Genomic DNA, 19,698 nt, shown 5'->3' with positions numbered 1-19,698 from the left:
TGTCTCGGGTGAGGCCGGGGTCTGAAGCGTCGAGTTCGGGCACTGGTCGAAACGCCGCGGGCTCGGTCGTTCTCCACGGGCCGGGCCCTGCGGTGCGGCGGGGCGGGTGATGGCCTTGTGTGCTTGCTCGAACGTGGGATGGTTTCGCACGGCTTGCGTGTTAGTCTCGTATGCGAGCAAGGAACCGGCCCTCCGGGCGTATGCCTCGACAGTCGGTCTGGCCCTCGGTGTAGCTACGGCAGCCGGGGGCTGCTCTTTTTCCGGGGTGGGTCACTCCAGCGGTTTCACGAAGTGCACCCGGTTCTTGACGATGCCGAACAACCGCGAGGTGCCGTCACGGTGGGTGAGGCTGCGCCGGTAGGCCGAGGACACGACGTCGGGCAACCAGAGCAGGTGTTCGAACTTCGGTGAGGTCTGCAACAGTCGGACGTTGCGGAACTTGGGGTTCTCCGCGACCAGCTCCTTGTGGTTGGCGCGGTCCTTGTTGCGGAAGTTCTGCTGGTTGCGTTCTTCCAGCACGAGCAACTCGACCGGATCCCACAGGCCGTCCCCGCCGGCGGCCAGTTCGGCAGCGACACCTCGGTAGCACGCACGCCGCGCGGCTTCACCGTCCTTGTCGTCGGCGGCCACCGGGACGCGGTGGGCGATCACGCAGGGCTCGGACCCCTCAGCGAGAAACTCCAGCATGTCCTTCATCGCGGCCGGACCGTCCGGGTCCTGCAACGCCTCGGTGGAATGCCAGTAGGTGCCGCCGACGATCTGGCGCAGCCCGCTGCGGAGCTCGGCCATATCGGGTTGGCGCACAACGACCGCGGTGAAGACGTAGAACGTCTCCGCCGGATTCACATCCGGGTTGTGGGTCTGATACGACTCATCGAGGTAGGCCACCGGACCCTTGGTGCGGCGGTAAGCATCGGCCACGATGGCGCCTTTCGCCGCATCGAATCCCATCGCGTAATCCTAAGTCCCGCATTTTCGTCCGATCGTGTCGATCGAAACTCGACCGGGTGCCGAGCACCCGACCGTAACGAGCGACAGCATGTTCTGGGTACACACCCGGCCGACGAGGCATGAGTGCTTGTCCAATGATTCGGGCGGCGACTGATCGCGGGGATAAGTCTCGTCACGCTGCGCGTACCCCCGCCTCGGTGCCGGCGGGCTGCACAGCACGGCTGTGGCGCGGTTCCCCGGTCTGGTCGATGAAACCTGATCACCTGCGCGGTCATCGCGGACCGTCGCTCCGGGGCAACCTGGGCCCAGATCGGCACGGCACTCGATCTCACCGCAGACGCGGCCCGCGCCCGATACGGCCGTCGGCGTCTCGCTTTCGAATGGCCGATCGTGGGCACCCAGTAGTTCGGCGTTCACGCGACACCATTGCTCGGCAAATGCCGCGATGCTGCATAACCCGACGCGAAGCCGATAGCAGTGAGATGCTTTGTCTCGCTGTCTGATTCGGTGAGGGGGTGGTGCTGTCATGGGAGTTCGCGCTGGACGTCCTCTGGTCGTGGAGGCTGTCGGGCGGCCGAAGAGCTCGCTGGCCCAGCTCGTGACGGCGATGGCAGCGGTTGTTGTACTTGTTGTGATCGTGGGCGCGGCGCTGCTGGCGGTAGATGCCGCGCAGAGAACAGACACAGCACGGCAGGTCACGGTCGCGACTGCGCAGGCCTACTGCCTGGACTACACCGAGTATGTCCTCGAGCAGTACCGCGCCGGTCTGACCGTGGACCAGATCGATGCGACCCTGAATCTGGCCGCGCAGGCCGGCGGACCGATATACGCGCAAGGACTACGGCTCGACGACCCCCAGGTCTGCGGCAGCGCCAGCACGGTCCTCCACGCCGCTGGACTGAAGTAGCCAGGCCGGAGGGCGCGGCGCGGTCAGCTACGCGGCAAAGGGATCTCGTCAGCGGCTTCGTGGTCGCGGCCTCCGTCGCCAACGATCTCGAATTCCCCTGGCCCGCGCGGGACCGACATGTGGACGATCTGCTCGCGCCAGCCCGGCGGCCATCGCGTGTCGGTCGACCAGCGCAGTCCGTCGAGGTCCACGTGCTGCAGGTCCGCCTCGCGCAGGTCCGCTCCCCGGACATCGCTGAGGACTTCATCGATTCGCTCCAGCGTGAAGTGCAGACGGGTGCACCACATGTTCAGCGCGGCAGCAAGCTTCAGCAGATCCTCGGACTGGGTGGCGGACCGGACACTGGCGGCGACGAAGGCGCTGATGTGGTCGCGGCCCTGGGCCTGGGTGAGCCCGAGATCCTCGAATACCGTCTGCAGATTGATCGGCGCCAGCTCGAAGAAGTCCGACAGGTACAGGTCCTCGATCGCGACAATCACCCCGCTCGCCTGGTCGGAGAGCTGCCGCGCGTTTTCGCGTCGGGTCAGCCACGCCTCGAACCGTTCGCCCAGTCCACTCGGCGGTGGGTCCGCCCGGGGTGACACGGTCTCGTAGAGCTGTCTCGCCTGGGCGGCCAGAGAGTCGGCCGTCTCCTGGGCCTCGTGGAGCCGGTCGCCGAGCATGCCGCGCAGCGGCAGCCGCTGGTGTAGGGGGATACGAGAGCTGAGATCTGCAACTGGATCGAACCGACGCGGCGCAGTACTGCCACCAGCGTTCGTTCGGTACTCGTCAGGACGACTCGCTGTGAATGCCGGGGTCGATCCAGCCAACGCCGCCAGGATTCGGCGGCCATTGCCTCGATGCTCCTCCGCCGGCACTGGCGTGAATGCTGGGGTCGATCCAGCCAACGCCGCCAGAAATTGGCGACCGAAGTGCCGCTGGGTCATGTCGCCAGCTCCCCGTCTCCCGGACCTTCCTCGCCAGGCAAGAGCGACTGCACGTAACGGCTTACCTTCTTCACAACAACAGGAGTCGCCGTGCCGATCCCAAAGGCCACCAGAGTGTTATCAGCGATCAGCCCACTGCCGAGCACAGCGGAAGCGGTAGCGGCTCCAACACCGAGTTGCACCAGAACCGCTGCCGCGTAGGGACCACCGCCCGGACCCTTCGGCCAAACCCAAGGCCAGCTCTTGACTCTCCTGGTGGCCTCAACGAACAACACTCCGCAGTTGACGGCTGCGCCGACACACCCCCACACGGCATACAGCCACATATCTGAACGATAGGCCACCGATGTCGTGTAGGCCCGGCGGACCGCAGGGATTGGCTGTAAGTACGGATTTCGACACCAGTGTGGCCAGTCGGACCGCTCTGCGGCATCGGTGAATCTCGACATCACCCGAGCACGGGCACCATACGCCCAACCACTGTCAGGGTGCGGTCATGCGTTGCAGGTGTTCGCGGGTGGTCTGGACGTCACCGAGCGCGCGGTGTCCGCCCCCGTTGGGCAGCCAACCCGGAAAGCGGGCGTGCTCGGAGCGGGGGACCATGACGTCTGCCCAGTGGTTGGAATGGGTCAGGCGGGTGCGGGTGATGCCGTAGCGGGCGCAATCGGCGGCGATGACGCTTTGGTCGTAGTCGGCTTTGTAGGCGCAGATGGTGCGGCCTTTGGTGATCCGCAGCAGCCGCTTGTACACCGCCGGCCATGTCGGCACCCCGGCGGCGGTGACCTGTTCGTCGGTCAGGCCATGGATCGCCTGCGCGCCGGGCTGGATGGGCATCCCGGGGTTGACCAGGGTATCGAGCAGGGTTTTGCCGGTGCAGGCGTCGATCACGGCGATTTCGCAGATGGCCCCGTACAAGTCGGTGGTCTCGCAGTCCAGAATGACGGCGGCGCCGGGGGCGAGCATGGCGCGGGCGAACCGGATCGCGGCACCGACCTGTGAGTGCAACCGGATCACCGGGCGGTATTGGCGCAGGACCGGGTTGGCCTCGATCGCGGCGGCGACATCGGCTTTGGTGGGGCGGCCGTCGATGCGTTCCCAGTCGATCTCCCACACGTCCGGTCCCGGCACCCACCACCCCCACATCTCGATGTGGTGATCTGCCCCGAACCCTTGCAGGAACGCGCGGATCACCTCCGCGCGCCGCGCTTTCCGGCCACCGGCGATCTCCAGCAGCGGCGAGCGCTCCCCCTTGGGGCAGGCCCGCACCGCTTCCCAGTCGATATCGGGTAGATCCAGCAGCGCCTCGACATCACCGGTGCGATACAGCGGCACCGACACCGTGCGGTAGCGGCCGACGACCTTGTCGTGGTGGCGTTTGGGCGCCACCCAGCCCGCCTCGACCGCGATATCGAAATGCCTGCGCGCGCAATCGAGCAGTTCGGTGGCGGCCTGGTCGGCAGTGACCAGACGATCCAGCCGCACCCGCTCCACCAAGTCCTCGTCCGCGGCCAACGTCTCGATATCGGCGCGGGCGTAGCGGCCGAACCTGCCGGGGGTGATCTCCCGCTCCTGGGCCACGCCCGCCACCTCCGCAGCCTCGATACCCAGGCGGGTGGCCGCCTCCTCACCGGACAGCGAGTCCTCCAGCCACGCCTGCCGTTCGGCGACGACCGCCGCGACCCGTGCGGTGTCCAAGGCGTCGATATCGGCGGGCCGGAACAGGTCGTAGTAGTTCCCGCGCTTGTAGAACACCTCCGCCACCTCCAGCTCCCCCGCCGCGGCGAGCGCGCGGATGTCGTCGGCGGTGACCGCCAACCTGGTCCGCTCGGCCAGCCGGTCCGCGCACCGACGCGATCCGATCGGATATTCGCTCGCCGCCGGTGGCGTGGGTGGTTGGGTCTGCTCGGATGTCGGTGCGGTCATCTCACGGGGTCCCTTCACTGGTGGGCGATCGTCGCTACACCATCGACAGTAAACCACACATCTGACACCTAGAAAGTTGCTCTCACCAGCGCCGATTAACTAAAGTATCCACGTGGATACTTTCAATGTGGCTGCGGTTGGCGACGCCGAGGAACCCGATCCGGATCAGCCGCGAGAGCCCGGTCCGCCACGGCAGTACTCGACCGGCAAGCTCACCGCCGCGCAGGCGCGGGTGGTCAGCGCCTGGCGGCGCCAGCTGCGGGTGCGAGACCCGCGCTGGGGGACCTACGATCGGCTACCGCGCGCGTCGAGCTCCGATTGCCTCGCGGCGGCGGTCGTGGACCTGCTCGACCGCGCCGAACCCACCCCTCTGCAGCTGATCCGCTACGCCGACCAGCTGCGCGGCACCCTGGCCGCCGCTCGCGGCCGCCAGCCCCCTGGGGTGTCGGCGGCGTCGTTCTACCTGCCCGGCGACTACGCCGACCGGCTCGACGCCCTGCTCACCGCCGCGCAGGAACACCACGCCGACCTGCTCGACGAGGCCCGCGAGCGGGTGCTGGCCGAACTGCCGGACGGTCCCCGCACCGCTCAGGTCATGCGGATGATGTCGGTGGTCGCCGAACTCGGTGTCCCGCTGCGGGTCTACCGGCTGCCCGCCGGCGTCGTAGCGCGGCGCGCGATCGACCTGTGGGCGCGGCGTTCCCCCGCCGCTGTGGTCGCCGCCGCTGTCGGCCACGCCAGTTCGAGTCATCAGCAGTTTCATCGGGCCCGTAAGGACATGGGCATCGCCGACCGAGCCTGACAGTCGTGACGGGCGCAGCATGTCTCTATATGAAAGAGACATGTATTCCTGGGTAACCGCGTTCCCTCCCGCTACGAACACCCCACGCAAAATCCTCGCCCTCGACCGGGATGGCGAAAACCCGCCAAGTGTTGCCGCGCGCCTGTCCCGAGTCTCGGTAACCGGGGTTCCGGTAGGAATCGCCGAAAAAACAACGGATATGCGTAATCTGTTGGTGGCGAATATGTTTCGTGCTCGGGATGCGGGTTTGTGCTGGTAGTGCTTGGCTTGACGATGACAGGGATGGTCGGCGCGGGTGGAGGGCGGGGTTCGTGGCGACGCGGGTATTCGCGGACGAGGAGTTGGCGCGTCTGCGGGAGTTCCCGGAGATCAGCCGCGAGGAGCTGTACCGGTTCTTCAAGCTGACCCAATCGGACTTGGCGTTCGTCGCGCCGGGTCGGGGCCGGGGCCCGGCGGATCGGCTCGGTGTGGCTGTGGCGCTGTGCACGCTGCCGTGGTTGGGGTTCGTGCCGGACAAGGTGTCGACGGCGCCGCCGGTCCCCTCACCGGCCACCGTCCTGCGGCTGCTGTGCGAGCACGATCGGACCAGCGCGCCGATAGGTTGATCGTCCACCGATTTCCGGCAATCCGAGTGGCTCGTCTAAACGTGCGGCCGAAGACTCAAACGCAGAATTCCCGGGGCGTGTCCCTACATAGGTCGTAAATGACCTATGTAAGATAAGCGAATGCGAAAGACACGCAGCCTCGTTCAGGTGGCAGCCGCGCTGCTAGCCGAGCCTGACGCGCACCACTGGGGCTACGACCTGATCAAGCGCTCCGGCGAGCGCTCCGCGGTCGTCTACCCCATGCTCACCAAGATGCTCGACGAGGGCTGGCTGGTCGACGGGTGGGAAGACCCCACGACCATCAAGGAAAAGCGGCCGCCGCGGCGCTACTACGAGCTGACCGAACTCGGAAAGCTAGAACTCGGCGCCACCTTGCGTGCCGCACAGACTGATCGGAGATTCTCGACGTTGAACCTGAGGTGGGCGTGATGATCGAAATGGTCGAACTGCTCGCTTCCCCACAGGCGCTCGTCGGCTTGGGAGTAGCGGTCCTCGTCTTCGGGTTCTTCCCGGGATTTATTCTGCGCCAGGTCGTCCGGATGTATCCGAAGGGACATCCGCGGCGAGCTGAACTGATCGCGCAGCTCTACACGATCGATTACCTCGTGCGGCCGGTCTTCGTCGCCGCGCAACTCGAGACTTCCCTCCACGAAGGTCTCGGCCTCCGGTTGACCAACCGCCGAGCACGGCGTCTCGACCGGAGGTTCAGAAAGATCGCTTCTTCCATGAGTCGCGCTGATCTCATCGCAGCGTCAGTGGTCTATGACTTTCCCGACCCGAAGGAATTGTCGGTCGTCTTCGACATCACGGGGCTCCACTTCAGGACTACCGATGGCACCCGCCAGGTCACCGCCTATCCCTGGGTAGTCCGCACCTTGGCGCTCGTGCACCCGGGCTTCGAGGAGGCGCTCGCGACTGCGGGTGTGAGCGCGCCGGTCACGGTGGCGCGATGGAAGAGGTGGTACAAGTGGCGAATTCTACGAACCCTTGTCGAGGCTCGACGTGTTCGGATGTACGAGGGTCCTCCGCAGCCATGGAAGCACCTGAATCCCGGATCATTGAGTCGATTCTCAGACGACATCTAGCTCGAGTCCGCCGACGGATGGTGCGCCGCTCGCGATCTCGGCATGGATCATGCCTTCCCGGTCTGGCACGCCGAGGGGCAGTCGCTGCGCGAGATCCTGGACTCGCCATTGCCGCAACGGCTCGCGCCGGAGCGCGAAGGGCGAGCGGCGCAGGGGCTTTCGATGCGACGGCTGGTGCGTCAGGTCATCGAACCTGGTGAAGTCTTCGAGATCGGCGATCTCCTCGCCCGCCTCGCGGGCCTGGGCATCGCGATGACACCGGACAAGGTCGTCGGAATCCTCGACTACTGGGCCGCGCGCTCCCAGCTCACCCCGGCGTCTACCGCCGCCCGACCGAACCCGCCGCCGCATAGCGCCACCGTGCGGTTCGTCTACCAGCTTCGGGGGTAGGCGTGCGGCAGGTGAGCCGGACCCGGGTGCGCCTCCAACTCCCCGCCACGCCGTCCGTCCTGTGCGCCCAGGGCGGGCGGCGTACCGCGCCACAGCTCCGATCCGGGAGCTGACCACCAACGCTGAGGTGCGCGTGCCCATATCCGTTGTTTTTTCGGCGATTGCTACCGGGACCCCTAACCGGCTGCCCTGCCCGCTACAGGCCAAACGGACCTGGCATCGAGGTCTCCACGTTCTCTACTTGGCGGGCCACCTCCAGGGTGGCGTAGATCTGCGCCTGAGCTTGCAGCGCGCGTACATGCTGGAGAGCCACCTGCCGCCCCTCCTGGCTGGAGGGCGGGTCGTTGACCAGTTCGTGCAGCTGCCGTTCAGCCTCCCGCGCCCATTTCTTGGCGAGGGTGCTGGGATCGGTGTCCGAGTGGGTGCTCACCGGATCGACGGTAAACGGAGCCGCCGCCGACACGCACGGAATCGCAAGTGTCTTGAACGACAGTGTTGTAAAACGATCGGTTCTCGAACACCCCACCGCCACCGAGCGGTGTGGTCCGAAAACCCAGGTCGCCCCAGCCGGGCATGTGTCGATAAAACGTGTTGAGAACGGTTGGTGTCCAACAATTCTTGTCGGCCCTTTCTCCTACAGTCCGGGGTATGGCCACGCCGACACGCGATCTCGATGTCCCGGATCCGCTCGTCCTCGACGGCGATGCGCTCGATCCGATCGGCGGCGGTGGCGCGCTGATCGGGTACGGCCGGGTGTCGACCACCGGGCAGCTGCTCGACCGTCAGGTCCACGCGCTCACCGAGGCGGGCTGCCAGAAGATCTACACCGACAAGAAGTCAGGCAAGGACACCGAGCGCGAAGAGCTCTGGAAGTGCCTGGACTACATGCGATCCGGCGACACCCTGGTCGTGCCGTCGCTGGACCGGCTCAGCCGATCCCTGCAAGACCTGATCTCGATCGTCACCGGCCTGCGCAAGCGCGGTATCGGATTCCGATCCCTGCACGAAGCGATCGACACCACCACTCCCGGCGGCCGGTTGGTGTTCCACGTGTTCGCCGCCCTGGCGGAGTTCATCCGGGAACTGATCGTCCAAGGCACCAACGAGGGCCTGGCCGCCGCGCGGGCCCGCGGGCAACGGCTGGGCCGCCCGCCGGCCATGACCGCCGAGCAGATCCGCCAGGCCCGCGCGATGCTGACCCAACCCGAGGAGTCGGTGTCCTCGATCGCCCGACTGCTGGGCGTCTCACGGTCCACGCTCTACAAGTACGTTCCCGAACTCGGCAAGGGCCACGGCCAACTCACCGCCGGGCAGGATCGCCCGATGCCTGAGGTCAGCAAATATGACCAGCTGCTGCCGTCCCGCCGGGCGATCGAGGCATAGCCCGGTCGCCCGTCGTGAACGTCGTCTACAGGCCGACAGATTCGAGCATGTTCAGCAGGATCTCGGTGTTGGTCAGTGCCAGTTGCAGCGCTTCACGCGCGGCGCGCAGCTGACCGGTCTGGTCGACGAGAGTCTCCACATCGCCCTGTGCGACAGCGTCTTGGCTGGCGGCTATCACTCCCAGCAGTGTGTGCAGGGCTGTGACGGCGTGCGTGGCGGCCAGCGGGATCGGGCCGACTTCCCGGTTCTGCGCCATCATCCGCAACGGCGTCCCCGCACGCAGCACCTGCCAGCGAATGAACTCGATCCGTTTGACAGGATCTTCATCCAGCCCCACTCCGGCGGCGGTGAGCTGCTGCTCCCAAGCGGTGTGGCGGGCCTCAACGTCGAGGTCGACCGCATCAGCCAACGCCGCCTCGGTCTGCACCACCCCCAGCAGCGCATTGACCATCCGCACCCGGTAGGCGTCCGCCCCACCGAGACGAGCCGCTTGGGCGGCATGTTCGGCCGAGGTATTGCGCCCCTGATACATCCCCAAAGCCACCATCGCCGCAGCGATCTGCTCGACCGTGACGGGCAGGTCCCGGCCCTGATGCTGTTCGTGTTCACTCACCCGGGAAGGCTATCGCCGCCGCGTGCCTGCACGTCGGCGAAAGCCAACGGGCGGCGGCACGGGTGTGGTCAGAAGATGATCAGCAGCGCGAAGAACACGAAGAAGCCGAGTAGGCCGTAGAACAGCCACCGTCGGTGCAGCGCTGCCTTGTCGGGGTCGGGCAGGATGCCCGCGCGTTCGAGCCGGCGCAGATGACGCATGGTCGTCATCTCCTCGGGTGTGAACGCCCGCGGCGGCTCCGACCGGCGGAACGGACAGAACGGCAAGTCGTGCCACCCGATCGCGCAGTGTGGGCACAAGTACCGGTACTGGACCATCGCCACCTCTCCCCTTTCCTCGTACCCCATCCCACTGGTGCGGCTCATTTCACCGCGCGGCACCGACAATCCCCGCACCACACCTCTTCCACCATCAGTGCGCAACTGGGGCATTTCGTCCGGCGGAATTCGCCCGGATTCGGGTTACACCTCCTGCACCTGCGTGGCTCGCAGTCGAGTGTTTCGTCCGGCGGAACTCGTAGCGTGGTCGATGTGTACCTCGACGATCCTCCCAAGTACTGCCCGCTGTGTGCGTCGCTGATCGTGCACCCCCGCCGCGGCCGTCGTCGCCGATGGTGCTCGGATGACTGCCGCCGACGCGGCAGCGAGCGAGGCATCCGCATCCGCGAAGTCGTGCTCGAGAAGGAAGTGCAGCGGCCCGAACGGATCTCCCTCGAGCGGCAGATCGCGCGACTGCTGGAGGATCCCGACGCCACCGAACTGCTGCTGCGCACACTCGCTCACCGCTGGCGCCACCACGGACCCGACACCGCAACGCGCCAGAAGCTCAAGCCGACAATCCTCGACGTGTGGCAGGCATTCCACGCCGCCACCGACCCGGACGCGGCACGGAATCCGCCGGCGAAACTCCCCACCGCAGCCGCCGAACACCGCGCCGCCGTCGAGCGGGTGTTGTCCTCCCCGAAGTCGATCCGCACCGTCTTGATGCGTGTGCGCGACATGCTCGACGCTGGACAGTTCCCTGCCACCACAGCCGGTCCGGTGCACAACGGGATCGCCTACCTGTTCCGCCAGAACACCCCGCCGCGCCACCGCCAGTTCTACCGAGCACGCGGACACTGACCCCGCTGCTGACACTGGGCCGTGTGGTCCCGGTGGCAAGCGAGCGAAGCTCGTGCGGCAGCACCTCCCAAGGCGACCAGCACGCCCACCGCAGCGCACGCACCCTCCCAGCGGCCGCCGCCATTCCTCCCCCGTTCCTCCCCGAATCCGGTGCCATTGCTCAACATTCCGTCCCGCCCCGTCCCCGGTTTGTTGACCACCCTCGTCCAGGTACGCAGATCGAGGGTGGTCAAGAAACCGGCAGCCCGCGAACGTAGGGGACGGGGCGGGACGCAAACACCGCAGCTCAGACCGGATCGGCCTCGCGACTGGAGTAGCGACCAGGGTAGCGACCAGACTCGCGATCAGGGTCGCGCCCAGGGTAGCGACGGCTGCGCGAGGCTAGTCGCGACCCTAATCGCTACCCCTGGCTGTCCTTCGACGGCATTCGCCGCGCTCTGCCGGACCATCCGCGTGTTCGGTCGACGGCGCGCTGACACGGCTGACGCGGCGACCGAACCCCCTCCCCACCACCCCGCTCCCGGGTCTGGTCTCGAAGGTGTTTTCGTCCCGGCCCGAACCGGTTTCTCGACCACCCTTGATCCAGGTACTCCGCAGATCGAGGGTGGTCGGGAAATCGGGGAGCTTGCGGACGAAGGTGCGGGCCGGGACGCCAACACCGCAGATCACGCAGCTGCGAGGGGGTAATCCGGCGTTGTTCAGCGTTCGAAACCGTGGTGCTCGGTGTTGGGGGTCCTACAGGCTGGGCCCGTGGTCGCGACCGCGACCGCGACCGAGATTCGGTGGCTGGTACGGCATGCTGGCGCCGCGGCCGGGCTCGGGCGACTGGATCGTGCGGCGCGTAGTCCGGGGTTTGCTCTGGGTGCGGATCCGGATCTCGCGTTCGCGCTGCTCGGGGGTGAGTTGTTCGCGGCGAGCGTGTTCGGCTTCGACACCGTCGAGGTCGCGTTGCAGGCCCCGCAGGTGCGAGATGTCCTCGTCGAGGTCGCGCCGGTCCTTTTCCCGGGCTCCGCGAAGCCGCCATTGCTGCTGCTGCTCGCGGGCCTGGCGCAGGGTCGCGTCCCATTCGTGCACGGGTACACCGGTTTCCTTGGCCGCGGCTTTGGCTGCGGTCTCGGCGGCGGTGAGCTTCGGGGCGAGGTCTTCCAGCGCCGCTTCGGTTTCGGTGATCTGGGTGTGCAGCTTCTTTCGGGCCAGCATTCTGCGGCCCGGCGTCTCCTCCAGCTGCCACTGCAGATTCTGCTTCCGCGTGGCCAGGCGCTGGTGTTCGGCGAGGATCTCCTCGGCGGCGGTGCGGGCCTGCTGCGCGGGCACGATCTTCTCGGCCTGCTTGCTCAGTTCGGCATTGTCGGCGAGGACCTGCCGCGTGTGCGGGCCACCACCCGCTTGCCGATCGGCGATATCGGCGGCCAGCAACTCGACCTCGGTGCGGCGGTGCGCCAGCTCGGCGGCGAGCAGCTCATCGGTCCATCCGCGCGGCTTGAGATCACGGGAGGCGGATTGGGCGTTGACCACGCTCATCATCCGCAGCCGCGATTTCTCCTCGTCGGTCAGTTCGCTGTAGTACTTGCGCCGCGGCTTGTCGGCGGCGGGCGGCATCGGCGGGGTGAGCGGTCCACTCGCGGCGGCGAGGACCTTGTCTGCCCATTCCCGGTTCTGCTGCTGCTCGTGGTTGTGTTGCTCGCGCCGCTCTTGGCTCGTTGGGCGAAGCCGCGCAGCGGTTTCGCGGTCGATGACGCGGTGCGCGGCGCGGCCGGCGGCGGCGGTGAACACCTGGGCGGCGTCACGGTCCCATTGGTCGCGGCGGGATTGGAGTTCGGCTTCCCAGCTCGCGCGCACCGGGTCCAGATGCTCGCGGGTCATCTGTTCCACCGCTGTGGCGCGGGCGAGTTCACCGCGGGCCCGATGCGCCCGCGCCACTTGCACCGCGATGGCGATAGCCAACAGCAGAAGCAGAAGCATCAGCGCCAGCAGCAGCACGGCCATCTCGGCGACAGCCTCACCGTCGCGGGCGCCACGCGAGGTGTGGGTGCGGGGACGCGACCCGGCGGGGTGAGCAAGAAGCAGCTGCGCCAGATCCCCGAACGCGCTCGGGCGGTGCTCGGGCGGGGGCCGCCACCGGTCGGTGCGCCGCGCCAGCTGCGCCGAGCGTGTCAGCTCATGCTGCGCCGCCGCGAACGCACCAGGTTGGTCTCCTTCGAGGGTTTCCGACCAGGCCGCGAAGACGCCAGCGGCCTGCCCGGCCAGCCACGCCCACTGGGCGCGGTCGCCGTGCGGGACTTCCGCCAGCCTGCTGCGCCACTGTTCGGCCTCGGTCGCGGCCCGCTGCCACGCCCCGACCCCGCCTTCACGCACCCGGCCCGTCTGCCCGCTGGTGCGGTTCTTCCACGCCGCCAAGGCCTCGGCGCGCGCCTCGGGAGAGTCGTCCCATTGCTGTTCGCGCAGCGCGGTCAGCGAGAGATCTCCAGCGAGTTTCCCGCCGCCGACCCACGGCCCGATCTCGCTGCCGCCCCGTTGCAGGCGCACCGAATACCCGGTCACCTCCGTGGTGCCCCCAGGTGCGTAGCGCGCCCGGACCGAGATCCCCGCCTCCCGCAACCCGGTCACGAACTCGGTCTCGGACTCGGCCGCGACCGCGTGCGCGCGCACCATCCGCCGCAGTCGCTCCCGCTCGGTCTCCGCAGTACCGAGCCGCTTGGCGCGCTCGATCTCCGCGCGGCTGTTCTCCGACAGCCCGCCGCCCTCTTTCCGCGACGCCAACACCTTCAGCCCGAACTCGCGCTCCAGCTCCCCGCAGATCTCATCCGCGCGGCGCCAATCGCCCTTGGCCTTGCCGGGCCCGTAGTCGTAGGTCGAGACCTTGCTGCCGTCCTCACGAACCAACGAAGCAGCGATGTGGATGTGGTCCTGGCCCTCCCCCTGCTCACCAGACAGCCCGTGGCGCACCGCCACCCACCGCGCCTGGGCGCGCTTGCCGTCCGGGGTGCCGGTGAACCCCATCCGCTCCATGAACTCCTCAGCGATCTGCTGCCACCGATCATCGGAGAGCTCCTCGCCCGGCATCAGGCTCAGCGCGCAATGCCACACCGGAGCATCCCGGTACTGCCCCTTCTCCCCCTTCCCGGCGGGCTCGATGACATCCAAACCGAGCTCTCGCCCACCGACACCGACCGCGACCGGTTTGGCTTTCATCCGCACCTGCGTGCCATACAACCGGCGCGGGATCTCGATCTCGTCCGCGACAGCGAGAGCCACCTCCCGCGCCGCCGCGGTCACATCGTCACCGAGACCGTCGAAGTGCTCCAGCCACATCTCCCGCATCACCGTCGGCGACCCCGCGATGATGTGCCGGTCGGTGTGCTCGTTGTGGTCACCCGGACCCAACAGGTACACCACCAGACCACCGAGCTTCTGCCCCCGCCGGATCTTCGGAATCATCGCCGCGCCGCTTTCTGCGCCAACTCCTCCAGCCGCTCGGCACGCTCGCGCAGATCCTCAGCCACGGCCGCCAGCTCCTCCGACACCGTGAACAGCTCCTCGTGCAACTCCTCGGGCACCGCGCCGTCGATATTCGCCAAGTGCGCAAGCCGATTGAGGTTGCCACCGATCTTCGACACGTGATGCAGCCGCATCATGTCCAACGCGCTCGACGCCGACAGCAGCGACCGAACAACCTCCCGCCGCCGCGGCCACGGCAACCACGGCCCACCGTCCTTCGACGACGCCGCGGCGACCGGATCCACCGCCGACTGCACCAGATACCACGGCACCGTGCAGTTCGCCTCCTCCGCGAACTGCGCCACCTTCGCGTACTCCTCCTCCGACAACACCACCTCGAGAGTCCGCTTCGGCCCATCGATGTTCGGCCGGCGCCGCCGCCGACGAGACCGCGCGATGTTCTGCGAACGACGCGGACCACCCACCTCCGACTGCCCCGGCACGCCTGCCTCCGCGCTCACCGCAACCACCTCTCCTCGGTCCCACCGACGCCCAGCGCAGCGACCACCCGTCCCCGGGTGGACCCCTCACCCCGTGAGGGGCATCATCATTTACCCCGGGTAAATGTTACCTTGCTCTGCCTGAAGTTCGGTAGGAGTGTATCGGGAATTCGATCAGTGGTCGGGGTTGTTGACGTGACCTCACTGAGTGATTTTGGGCGGGTTGAGATGTGTTGAGTGGCCGTAGATTTGGGTCATGGTGGGATCTCATTTCGGGCGTGCTGAATGGCTGGCAATGATGCGCATGAGGCGCTGATGGAGGCGATCAGGGTGTCGACCGAGGCGGTACAGCACGGAATGCACACCGAACCGGGCAAAGCTGCGGAACTTGCTCAGCGCTGGCACTGGGTCGCCGGCCTGCAACGCCAGGCCGAGATCCACGCCCGGCTGGCGACCGCCACCGACGACAGACTCGGCGATGGCGACGAGTAGGCTCCGAACACGCGACAGCCCCGGCGGATACGACCCGCCGGGGCTGTCGCTTTTCAGTTGTCCGGGTGCTCAGTCCAGCGCGCGCGGCCCGGATATTGCGATCGCGGCGTCGATCGCGCGACCGACCGTGGAGTGCGGCAGGTCGACGAGCGTGTCACCGATGCTGTTGGGCGACATGCCTTGAGACTTGGCGAGGTAGATCTTCGCCAGCACCTCGACCGGCTGCTTGGACTTGCGCCGATCGTGCACCGCGCGCGCGAGCCGGGTCGCTTCCGCAGGTGTCAGTTCGCGCGCGAACGGACCACTTCCGGCGCTGTCGCTCGCGCGCGATGTCGCGCGCGACGCCCGATCGGTCGCGCGCGCGAGTGCACCATCCACCGCCGACTCGCGCGCGGCCGACGAACGGTTCGCGCGCGACGAGCGAGGGCCGGTTTCGCGCGTCGCGCGCGCGGGCTGCGGGCGCACCAGGGTCACAACCGGGCTCAGATCGCGCGCGAGCGACTCGGTGTCTTCGCGCGCGGCTGCCTCGTCGGCCTCGCGCGTGGCGGGCGCATCGTCGTCCTCGTGCGCGGCGATCGGCTCGCGATCGGTTCCCAGCTCAGCAGGGCTGTGCGCGACGCGCGACGCGCGATCCTCGTGCGCCTCCTCGCGCGCGACCACATCCGGGTCCGGGGCGGTGTCCGCGCGCGCGATGTCGGTGTCGCTCGCGATCGGTGATGTGTCTTCGCTCGCGCGCGGCTCGACGAATTCCGCGCGCGGGATCTGCGACTCGTCGCGCGCGAGCGACGCGCGATCAACACTCTCGCGCGCGACATCGCTCGCCGCCTCGGTCGCGCGCGCGACGATCGGTTCGCGCGCGAGCGACGGCAGCTCCTCGGTGTCCTCCGCGCGCGCGACCGTATCGGCGAACTCGCGCTCGAAGTCCGCCAGCACCGCATCGTCGGTGAGCGGTTCGGTTGCCTGCTGCGGTGCTGGGGTGACGGTGGTGCGGGCGCGGTCCAGCAGTTCGGCCAGTCGTTCGGCGGTGTCGTCGGTGACCGACAGCTCCTGCGTGGCTTTCGCGATGGCCGCGCCCATGCGCTTGGCGACGGCGGTGTGGCCGAACAGGGCGACGCCCATCATGATCGGCGCGACCGAGTGCACCGCGACTCCAGCCCAGTCCTGCGGGGAGCGCAGGTACGGGTAGGTGTTGAGCAGGATCGATCCGGCCAGCAACCCGGCTTCGGTCCACTGGATCGTTTTCTCTCCCTCGTCGACCTTCCAGCGCGCGACCGCTGACCCGGAGACCATGAACACGACCAGCACCGTGGAGATCAGCGCTTCCAGCAGGTAGCTCATCCAGTACAGCGGCTCACTCGGTCCGCCCGGGGCGAGGTTGTGCTGCACGTTGGCTGCGGAGAACAGCATCGACCCGGCCACGACACTCGCCAGCGCGCGCCCGGACCAGCGCTTGATGCGGTACAGGTGGGCCAGCTGGGCGTGCGGGGACGCCTCACGCCGCTGATCGGCCAGCGCGCGACGAGACTGCATGAGGTCGCGGGCTTCGGTGCGCACGAGTTCGGTCGTGGTCTTGCGTACCTCGGCGGCGGTCGCCTCGGCGGTCTCCAGCTCGGCGAGCTGCTCGATGCGTCCGTGCTCGCGGACCCGCTCGGCCAGCGCGCGCTCGGCTTGCAGCTCCCGTTCCGAGAGCGCTTCACGCAGTGCGGGATCGAACTGGTAGGCCAGCCGGTCGCGGCCGGTCGCCACCCGCTCGGGCAGCTCCGCGGTCAACAGCGGATCATCGGCGCCACGCGCCACGGCGCGGTCGGGGTTGGGTTTGCGACGGAACATCAGCTGTCCTTCTTCGGGGTGATCTGGGCTTCCAGGCGGGAGATGGTCTTCTCGGCGGTGGCCAGCGCCCGCTCCAGCGTCTGCGCGCGGGCTTCGGCGGCGGCTTGGACGCGCGCGATCTCGGCGGCGTGGTCGTGGCGGGCGTGCTCCAGATCGGCGCGGGCCTGCTCCCGGGACTGTGCCAGTTCCGCACGCGCAGCGGTGGTTTCCCCACGTGCCTGTGCGAGATCATCGCGTGATTGGGCGCGATGCGCCTCGAGTTCGGTGCGGGCGTCGTCGCGGGCCTGCACCGCGGCCGCCAGTTCCGCTTCGGCGCGATGCCGGGCGGCCACGGCGGTATCCCGGGCGTCGTTGGCCGCGGTGACCTGGGCCGCTGCCGCCTGTTCGGCGCGTTCGATCCGCTCGGCGGCGGACCGGTCGGCCAGCGCGATACGGTTGTCGGCTTCCCGCTCGATCCGTTCGACCAGCTCCAGCGCCTCGCGTTTGGCGGTGGCGACCTGCTCCGCGGCTGCGGCGCGTACCCGCTCCAGCTCCTCGCGTGCGGCGGTGGCGTCGGCGCGGGCCTGCTCGGCCTCGGCGTTCGCGGCGGCGACCTGCTCGTCCCGGTCGGCGATGGCGTCTTCGGCGGCGCCCTCGGCGATCTCGCGGTCCTCGATCGCGCGGGCCAGTTCGCGGCGGGCTGCGGCGGCCTCGGTCTCGGCCTCCTCGGCGCGCGCGGTCGCGACCCGGATCTGTTCGTCGGCGGCGCGGCGGGTCGCGGTCACCTCGAACTCCGCGGCGTCGGGGTCCCCGGCCAGGGTGGCGACCTTCGCGACGCGCTCCACCAGGCCCGCGAGCTGGGACTGGTGCGCTGTCGCCAGGACCTGGAACTGTTCGAGCAGCTCGGTCAGCGTCGCCCGCGCCGAGGTCACCGGCCGCGCTGGGGACTCCACCGGGGCGGCCGGTGCGTCCGGGCCGCGCCGCTCCAGCTCCTTCCGGCGGGCGTACGCCGTGGTCCGGTCGTGCTGGCGCGCGATCCCGTCCTCGCCGACCACCAGGGCACCGCAGTACTCCGATGGCCGGCCCATGCCCCGCCCGCGCCGCTCACCCACCCCTACAGGGGCCCCGTGCGGCACGAACTCCCCCGTCTGCGGGTCGATGCTCATCGGGAACTGACATCCCCGCCGTTTTCCCTGGTCGCCGCCGTCCGCCGCGCCGCGATCGGCGGATTCGGGCGCTTCTGCGTGCTCATCGCTCATACCATCGATTCTACCATAAAACGTCAGTATTCAACGTTGTAATATTACGTTAGAAATAACGTTAGAAAATTACGTAACGGATATTTCTGCGGGGCCTCGCGTACGCGCGCACGCGCGAGACGTGGGGACGAGCGGCTGCCGGGCTGTGTGTCCGCTCGCGGCGTCGCCGGGCGGTGTGCCATCGTGACCGGGAACTGTGGCCCGCCGGGGTTGGCCCCGGCTCGGGAAGGGAGCGCGCCGAGATGGCTGATGCGGTTGTGGTCGCGATGGCGAACCAGAAGGGCGGCGTGGGCAAGTCCACGTGCACGATCTGCACCGCGCGCGCCGCGAGCAGGTACCACGGTGCCCGGGTGCTGGTGGTCGACATGGACCCTCAGGGCAACGTGACCGGAACCCTCGCCCGGGATCCGCTGGCCGCCGACGAGATCACCCTCGCCGACGCGATCACCCCCGACAGCGGGATCGCGCTGCGGGAAGTGATCGTTCCGACGATCTGGGAGGGTGTGGACCTCGCGCCGGGCGGGGCGCGGCTGTCCATCGCCGACAGCAGGCTCACCTTCGCCGAATACGGGCGCGAAGCCGCGCTGCGCAACGCGCTGGCGCCGGTCCGCGGCGACTACGACCTGGTCATCGTCGACAACCCGCCGTCGCTGCTGGGGCAGATGCTGAAGAACTCGCTCACCGCCGCCGACGCCGTGGTGCTGGTGACCGAGGCCGACGAATGGTCCGGCAACGGCCTGGCGCTGCTCGGCAAGACCATCGCCCGGGTGCGCGAGAACTACAACCCGCAGCTGCGGATCATCGGCACGATCATGAACAAGTGGCGCGAGACCACCTCCGGCCGCGAAGCCGCCGACGAGATCATCGAGGGCATGGCGCGGCACTTCCCCGGAGTCCCGGTCTGGATCGAGAACAGGATTCCGCTGTGGGTCGGCATCACCGACGCCACGAAGAAGGGCATCGCCTTCGACCAGTCCAAGGACACCCGTCTGCGGATCTTGTCCGAAGACGTGTTCTCCCCGATCGCCGCGCGCATGCTCGAGGCCGCCGCATGACCAGCAGCGAGCCGCCGCGCCGCCGCAAGTCCCTGCTGTCGGAGGACGACATGTGGGAGGTTTCCGCGAAACCGCCGGCGGTCACCGAACAACCCACCCCGGCGCCGACGACCCCGCCTGCCACCAGGGACTCCGGCCCACGCGCGGGCGCGCGTCCGCGCGAGACGCGAGGCCATGCCCGTGACCTGGCCGAGGCCCGCGGCCGCAAGTCTGCCCGCGACGCGGCCCACGCCTGGGCAGCAGCTACCCGCAAAGCCGCCGACCGCCGCGACGAGCTCATCGCCGAACGCGACGCCGCGCTCGGGCGGGGCACCGCGGCGGGACTGCTGGCCGGTTACATCCGCGAGGCGTGCGAGCGCCACGGCATCGACTGGCATCTGCTGCCACCGGAGATCCAAGCCGACATCACCCGCTACACCGAGTGACACCCTGCGGTTGG

At 68.3% G+C, this 19,698-nt stretch carries 20 protein-coding genes and 1 pseudogene; 11 read left to right on the top strand and 10 right to left on the bottom strand.

Annotated features, from left to right (window positions below; genetic code table 11):
• Positions 1-270: 270 nt before the first annotated feature.
• A complete protein-coding gene (locus tag ACWEO7_RS31245; RefSeq protein WP_452428551.1) occupies positions 271-951 on the bottom strand; it encodes a hypothetical protein in 681 nt (226 codons plus the stop codon).
• A 607-nt stretch (positions 952-1,558) separates the two neighbouring features.
• Here ACWEO7_RS31245 and ACWEO7_RS31240 point away from each other — a divergent pair.
• Positions 1,559-1,858: a hypothetical protein gene (locus ACWEO7_RS31240; protein WP_452428549.1), complete on the top strand. Its 300-nt coding sequence runs from the start codon at positions 1,559-1,561 to the stop codon at positions 1,856-1,858.
• Positions 1,859-1,881: 23 nt separating this feature from the next.
• Here ACWEO7_RS31240 and ACWEO7_RS31235 read toward each other — a convergent pair whose 3' ends face one another.
• A complete protein-coding gene (locus ACWEO7_RS31235; RefSeq protein WP_452428547.1) occupies positions 1,882-2,784 on the bottom strand; it encodes a hypothetical protein in 903 nt (300 codons plus the stop codon).
• Positions 2,785-3,267: 483 nt separating this feature from the next.
• Entirely contained in the window at positions 3,268-4,707 is a 1,440-nt protein-coding gene (locus ACWEO7_RS31230; protein ID WP_452428545.1) for a 3'-5' exonuclease, read from the bottom strand.
• A 112-nt stretch (positions 4,708-4,819) separates the two neighbouring features.
• On the opposite strand from ACWEO7_RS31230, the gene ACWEO7_RS31225 reads away from it, so the two are divergent.
• The 5 genes and pseudogenes from ACWEO7_RS31225 to ACWEO7_RS31205 all read left to right on the top strand — a co-directional run bounded on the left by ACWEO7_RS31225 (position 4,820) and on the right by ACWEO7_RS31205 (position 7,589).
• Complete coding sequence (locus ACWEO7_RS31225) at positions 4,820-5,509, top strand: hypothetical protein (protein ID WP_452428543.1); 690 nt, start codon at positions 4,820-4,822, stop codon at positions 5,507-5,509.
• A 311-nt stretch (positions 5,510-5,820) separates the two neighbouring features.
• Positions 5,821-6,048 (top strand): annotated as a pseudogene (locus tag ACWEO7_RS31220) (DUF4158 domain-containing protein); the annotation flags it as partial.
• A gap of 186 nt (positions 6,049-6,234) precedes the next feature.
• On the top strand, positions 6,235-6,543 hold the full coding sequence (locus tag ACWEO7_RS31215) for a PadR family transcriptional regulator (RefSeq protein WP_452428541.1): 309 nt from the start codon (positions 6,235-6,237) through the stop codon (positions 6,541-6,543).
• Positions 6,543-7,199: a hypothetical protein gene (locus ACWEO7_RS31210; protein ID WP_452428539.1), complete on the top strand. Its 657-nt coding sequence runs from the start codon at positions 6,543-6,545 to the stop codon at positions 7,197-7,199. The genes ACWEO7_RS31215 and ACWEO7_RS31210 overlap by 1 nt, the downstream gene beginning before the upstream one ends.
• Before the next feature lie 42 nt (positions 7,200-7,241).
• Positions 7,242-7,589, top strand: a complete 348-nt coding sequence (locus ACWEO7_RS31205) for a hypothetical protein (protein WP_452428537.1) — start codon at positions 7,242-7,244, stop codon at positions 7,587-7,589.
• A gap of 196 nt (positions 7,590-7,785) precedes the next feature.
• Here the strand turns inward: ACWEO7_RS31205 and ACWEO7_RS31200 are convergent, their stop codons facing one another.
• On the bottom strand, positions 7,786-8,019 hold the full coding sequence (locus ACWEO7_RS31200; protein ID WP_452428535.1) for a hypothetical protein: 234 nt from the start codon (positions 8,017-8,019) through the stop codon (positions 7,786-7,788).
• 218 nt (positions 8,020-8,237) lie between these two features.
• On the opposite strand from ACWEO7_RS31200, the gene ACWEO7_RS31195 reads away from it, so the two are divergent.
• Positions 8,238-8,972, top strand: coding sequence for a recombinase family protein (locus ACWEO7_RS31195; RefSeq protein ID WP_452428533.1), 735 nt, complete (start codon positions 8,238-8,240; stop codon positions 8,970-8,972).
• Positions 8,973-8,997: 25 nt separating this feature from the next.
• Here ACWEO7_RS31195 and ACWEO7_RS31190 read toward each other — a convergent pair whose 3' ends face one another.
• Positions 8,998-9,585, bottom strand: a complete 588-nt coding sequence (locus ACWEO7_RS31190; protein WP_452428531.1) for a DUF6245 family protein — start codon at positions 9,583-9,585, stop codon at positions 8,998-9,000.
• 68 nt (positions 9,586-9,653) lie between these two features.
• Positions 9,654-9,785, bottom strand: coding sequence for a hypothetical protein (locus ACWEO7_RS31185; protein ID WP_452428529.1), 132 nt, complete (start codon positions 9,783-9,785; stop codon positions 9,654-9,656).
• Positions 9,786-10,106: 321 nt separating this feature from the next.
• On the opposite strand from ACWEO7_RS31185, the gene ACWEO7_RS31180 reads away from it, so the two are divergent.
• Positions 10,107-10,706, top strand: a complete 600-nt coding sequence (locus ACWEO7_RS31180; RefSeq protein ID WP_452428527.1) for a hypothetical protein — start codon at positions 10,107-10,109, stop codon at positions 10,704-10,706.
• A 735-nt stretch (positions 10,707-11,441) separates the two neighbouring features.
• Here the strand turns inward: ACWEO7_RS31180 and ACWEO7_RS31175 are convergent.
• Positions 11,442-14,144: a relaxase/mobilization nuclease domain-containing protein gene (locus ACWEO7_RS31175; protein ID WP_452428525.1), complete on the bottom strand. Its 2,703-nt coding sequence runs from the start codon at positions 14,142-14,144 to the stop codon at positions 11,442-11,444.
• On the bottom strand, positions 14,141-14,665 hold the full coding sequence (locus tag ACWEO7_RS31170) for a hypothetical protein (protein ID WP_452428523.1): 525 nt from the start codon (positions 14,663-14,665) through the stop codon (positions 14,141-14,143). Before ACWEO7_RS31170 ends, ACWEO7_RS31175 begins: the two co-directional genes overlap by 4 nt.
• 264 nt (positions 14,666-14,929) lie before the next feature.
• Between ACWEO7_RS31170 and ACWEO7_RS31165 the strand changes: the two genes are divergently transcribed.
• On the top strand, positions 14,930-15,136 hold the full coding sequence (locus tag ACWEO7_RS31165; RefSeq protein ID WP_452428521.1) for a hypothetical protein: 207 nt from the start codon (positions 14,930-14,932) through the stop codon (positions 15,134-15,136).
• Positions 15,137-15,205: 69 nt separating this feature from the next.
• On the opposite strand, the gene ACWEO7_RS31160 is transcribed toward ACWEO7_RS31165, so the two are convergent.
• Positions 15,206-16,966, bottom strand: coding sequence for a hypothetical protein (locus ACWEO7_RS31160; protein ID WP_452428519.1), 1,761 nt, complete (start codon positions 16,964-16,966; stop codon positions 15,206-15,208).
• Positions 16,966-18,204: a hypothetical protein gene (locus tag ACWEO7_RS31155; protein WP_452428517.1), complete on the bottom strand. Its 1,239-nt coding sequence runs from the start codon at positions 18,202-18,204 to the stop codon at positions 16,966-16,968. Before ACWEO7_RS31155 ends, ACWEO7_RS31160 begins: the two co-directional genes overlap by 1 nt.
• Before the next feature lie 242 nt (positions 18,205-18,446).
• Between ACWEO7_RS31155 and ACWEO7_RS31150 the strand changes: the two genes are divergently transcribed.
• Together ACWEO7_RS31150 and ACWEO7_RS31145 are read left to right on the top strand one after the other, a co-directional pair.
• Positions 18,447-19,259 (top strand): ParA family protein, encoded by an 813-nt coding sequence (locus tag ACWEO7_RS31150; RefSeq protein ID WP_450025589.1) that lies wholly within the window; start codon positions 18,447-18,449, stop codon positions 19,257-19,259.
• A complete protein-coding gene (locus ACWEO7_RS31145) occupies positions 19,256-19,684 on the top strand; it encodes a hypothetical protein (RefSeq protein ID WP_452428515.1) in 429 nt (142 codons plus the stop codon). The genes ACWEO7_RS31150 and ACWEO7_RS31145 overlap by 4 nt, the downstream gene beginning before the upstream one ends.
• Positions 19,685-19,698 lie beyond the last annotated feature (14 nt).

Source organism: Nocardia sp. NPDC004260, assembly GCF_053603155.1.
The sequence above is the reverse complement of the archived record's forward strand: the minus strand, read 5'-3'. Positions and strand labels throughout refer to the sequence as shown.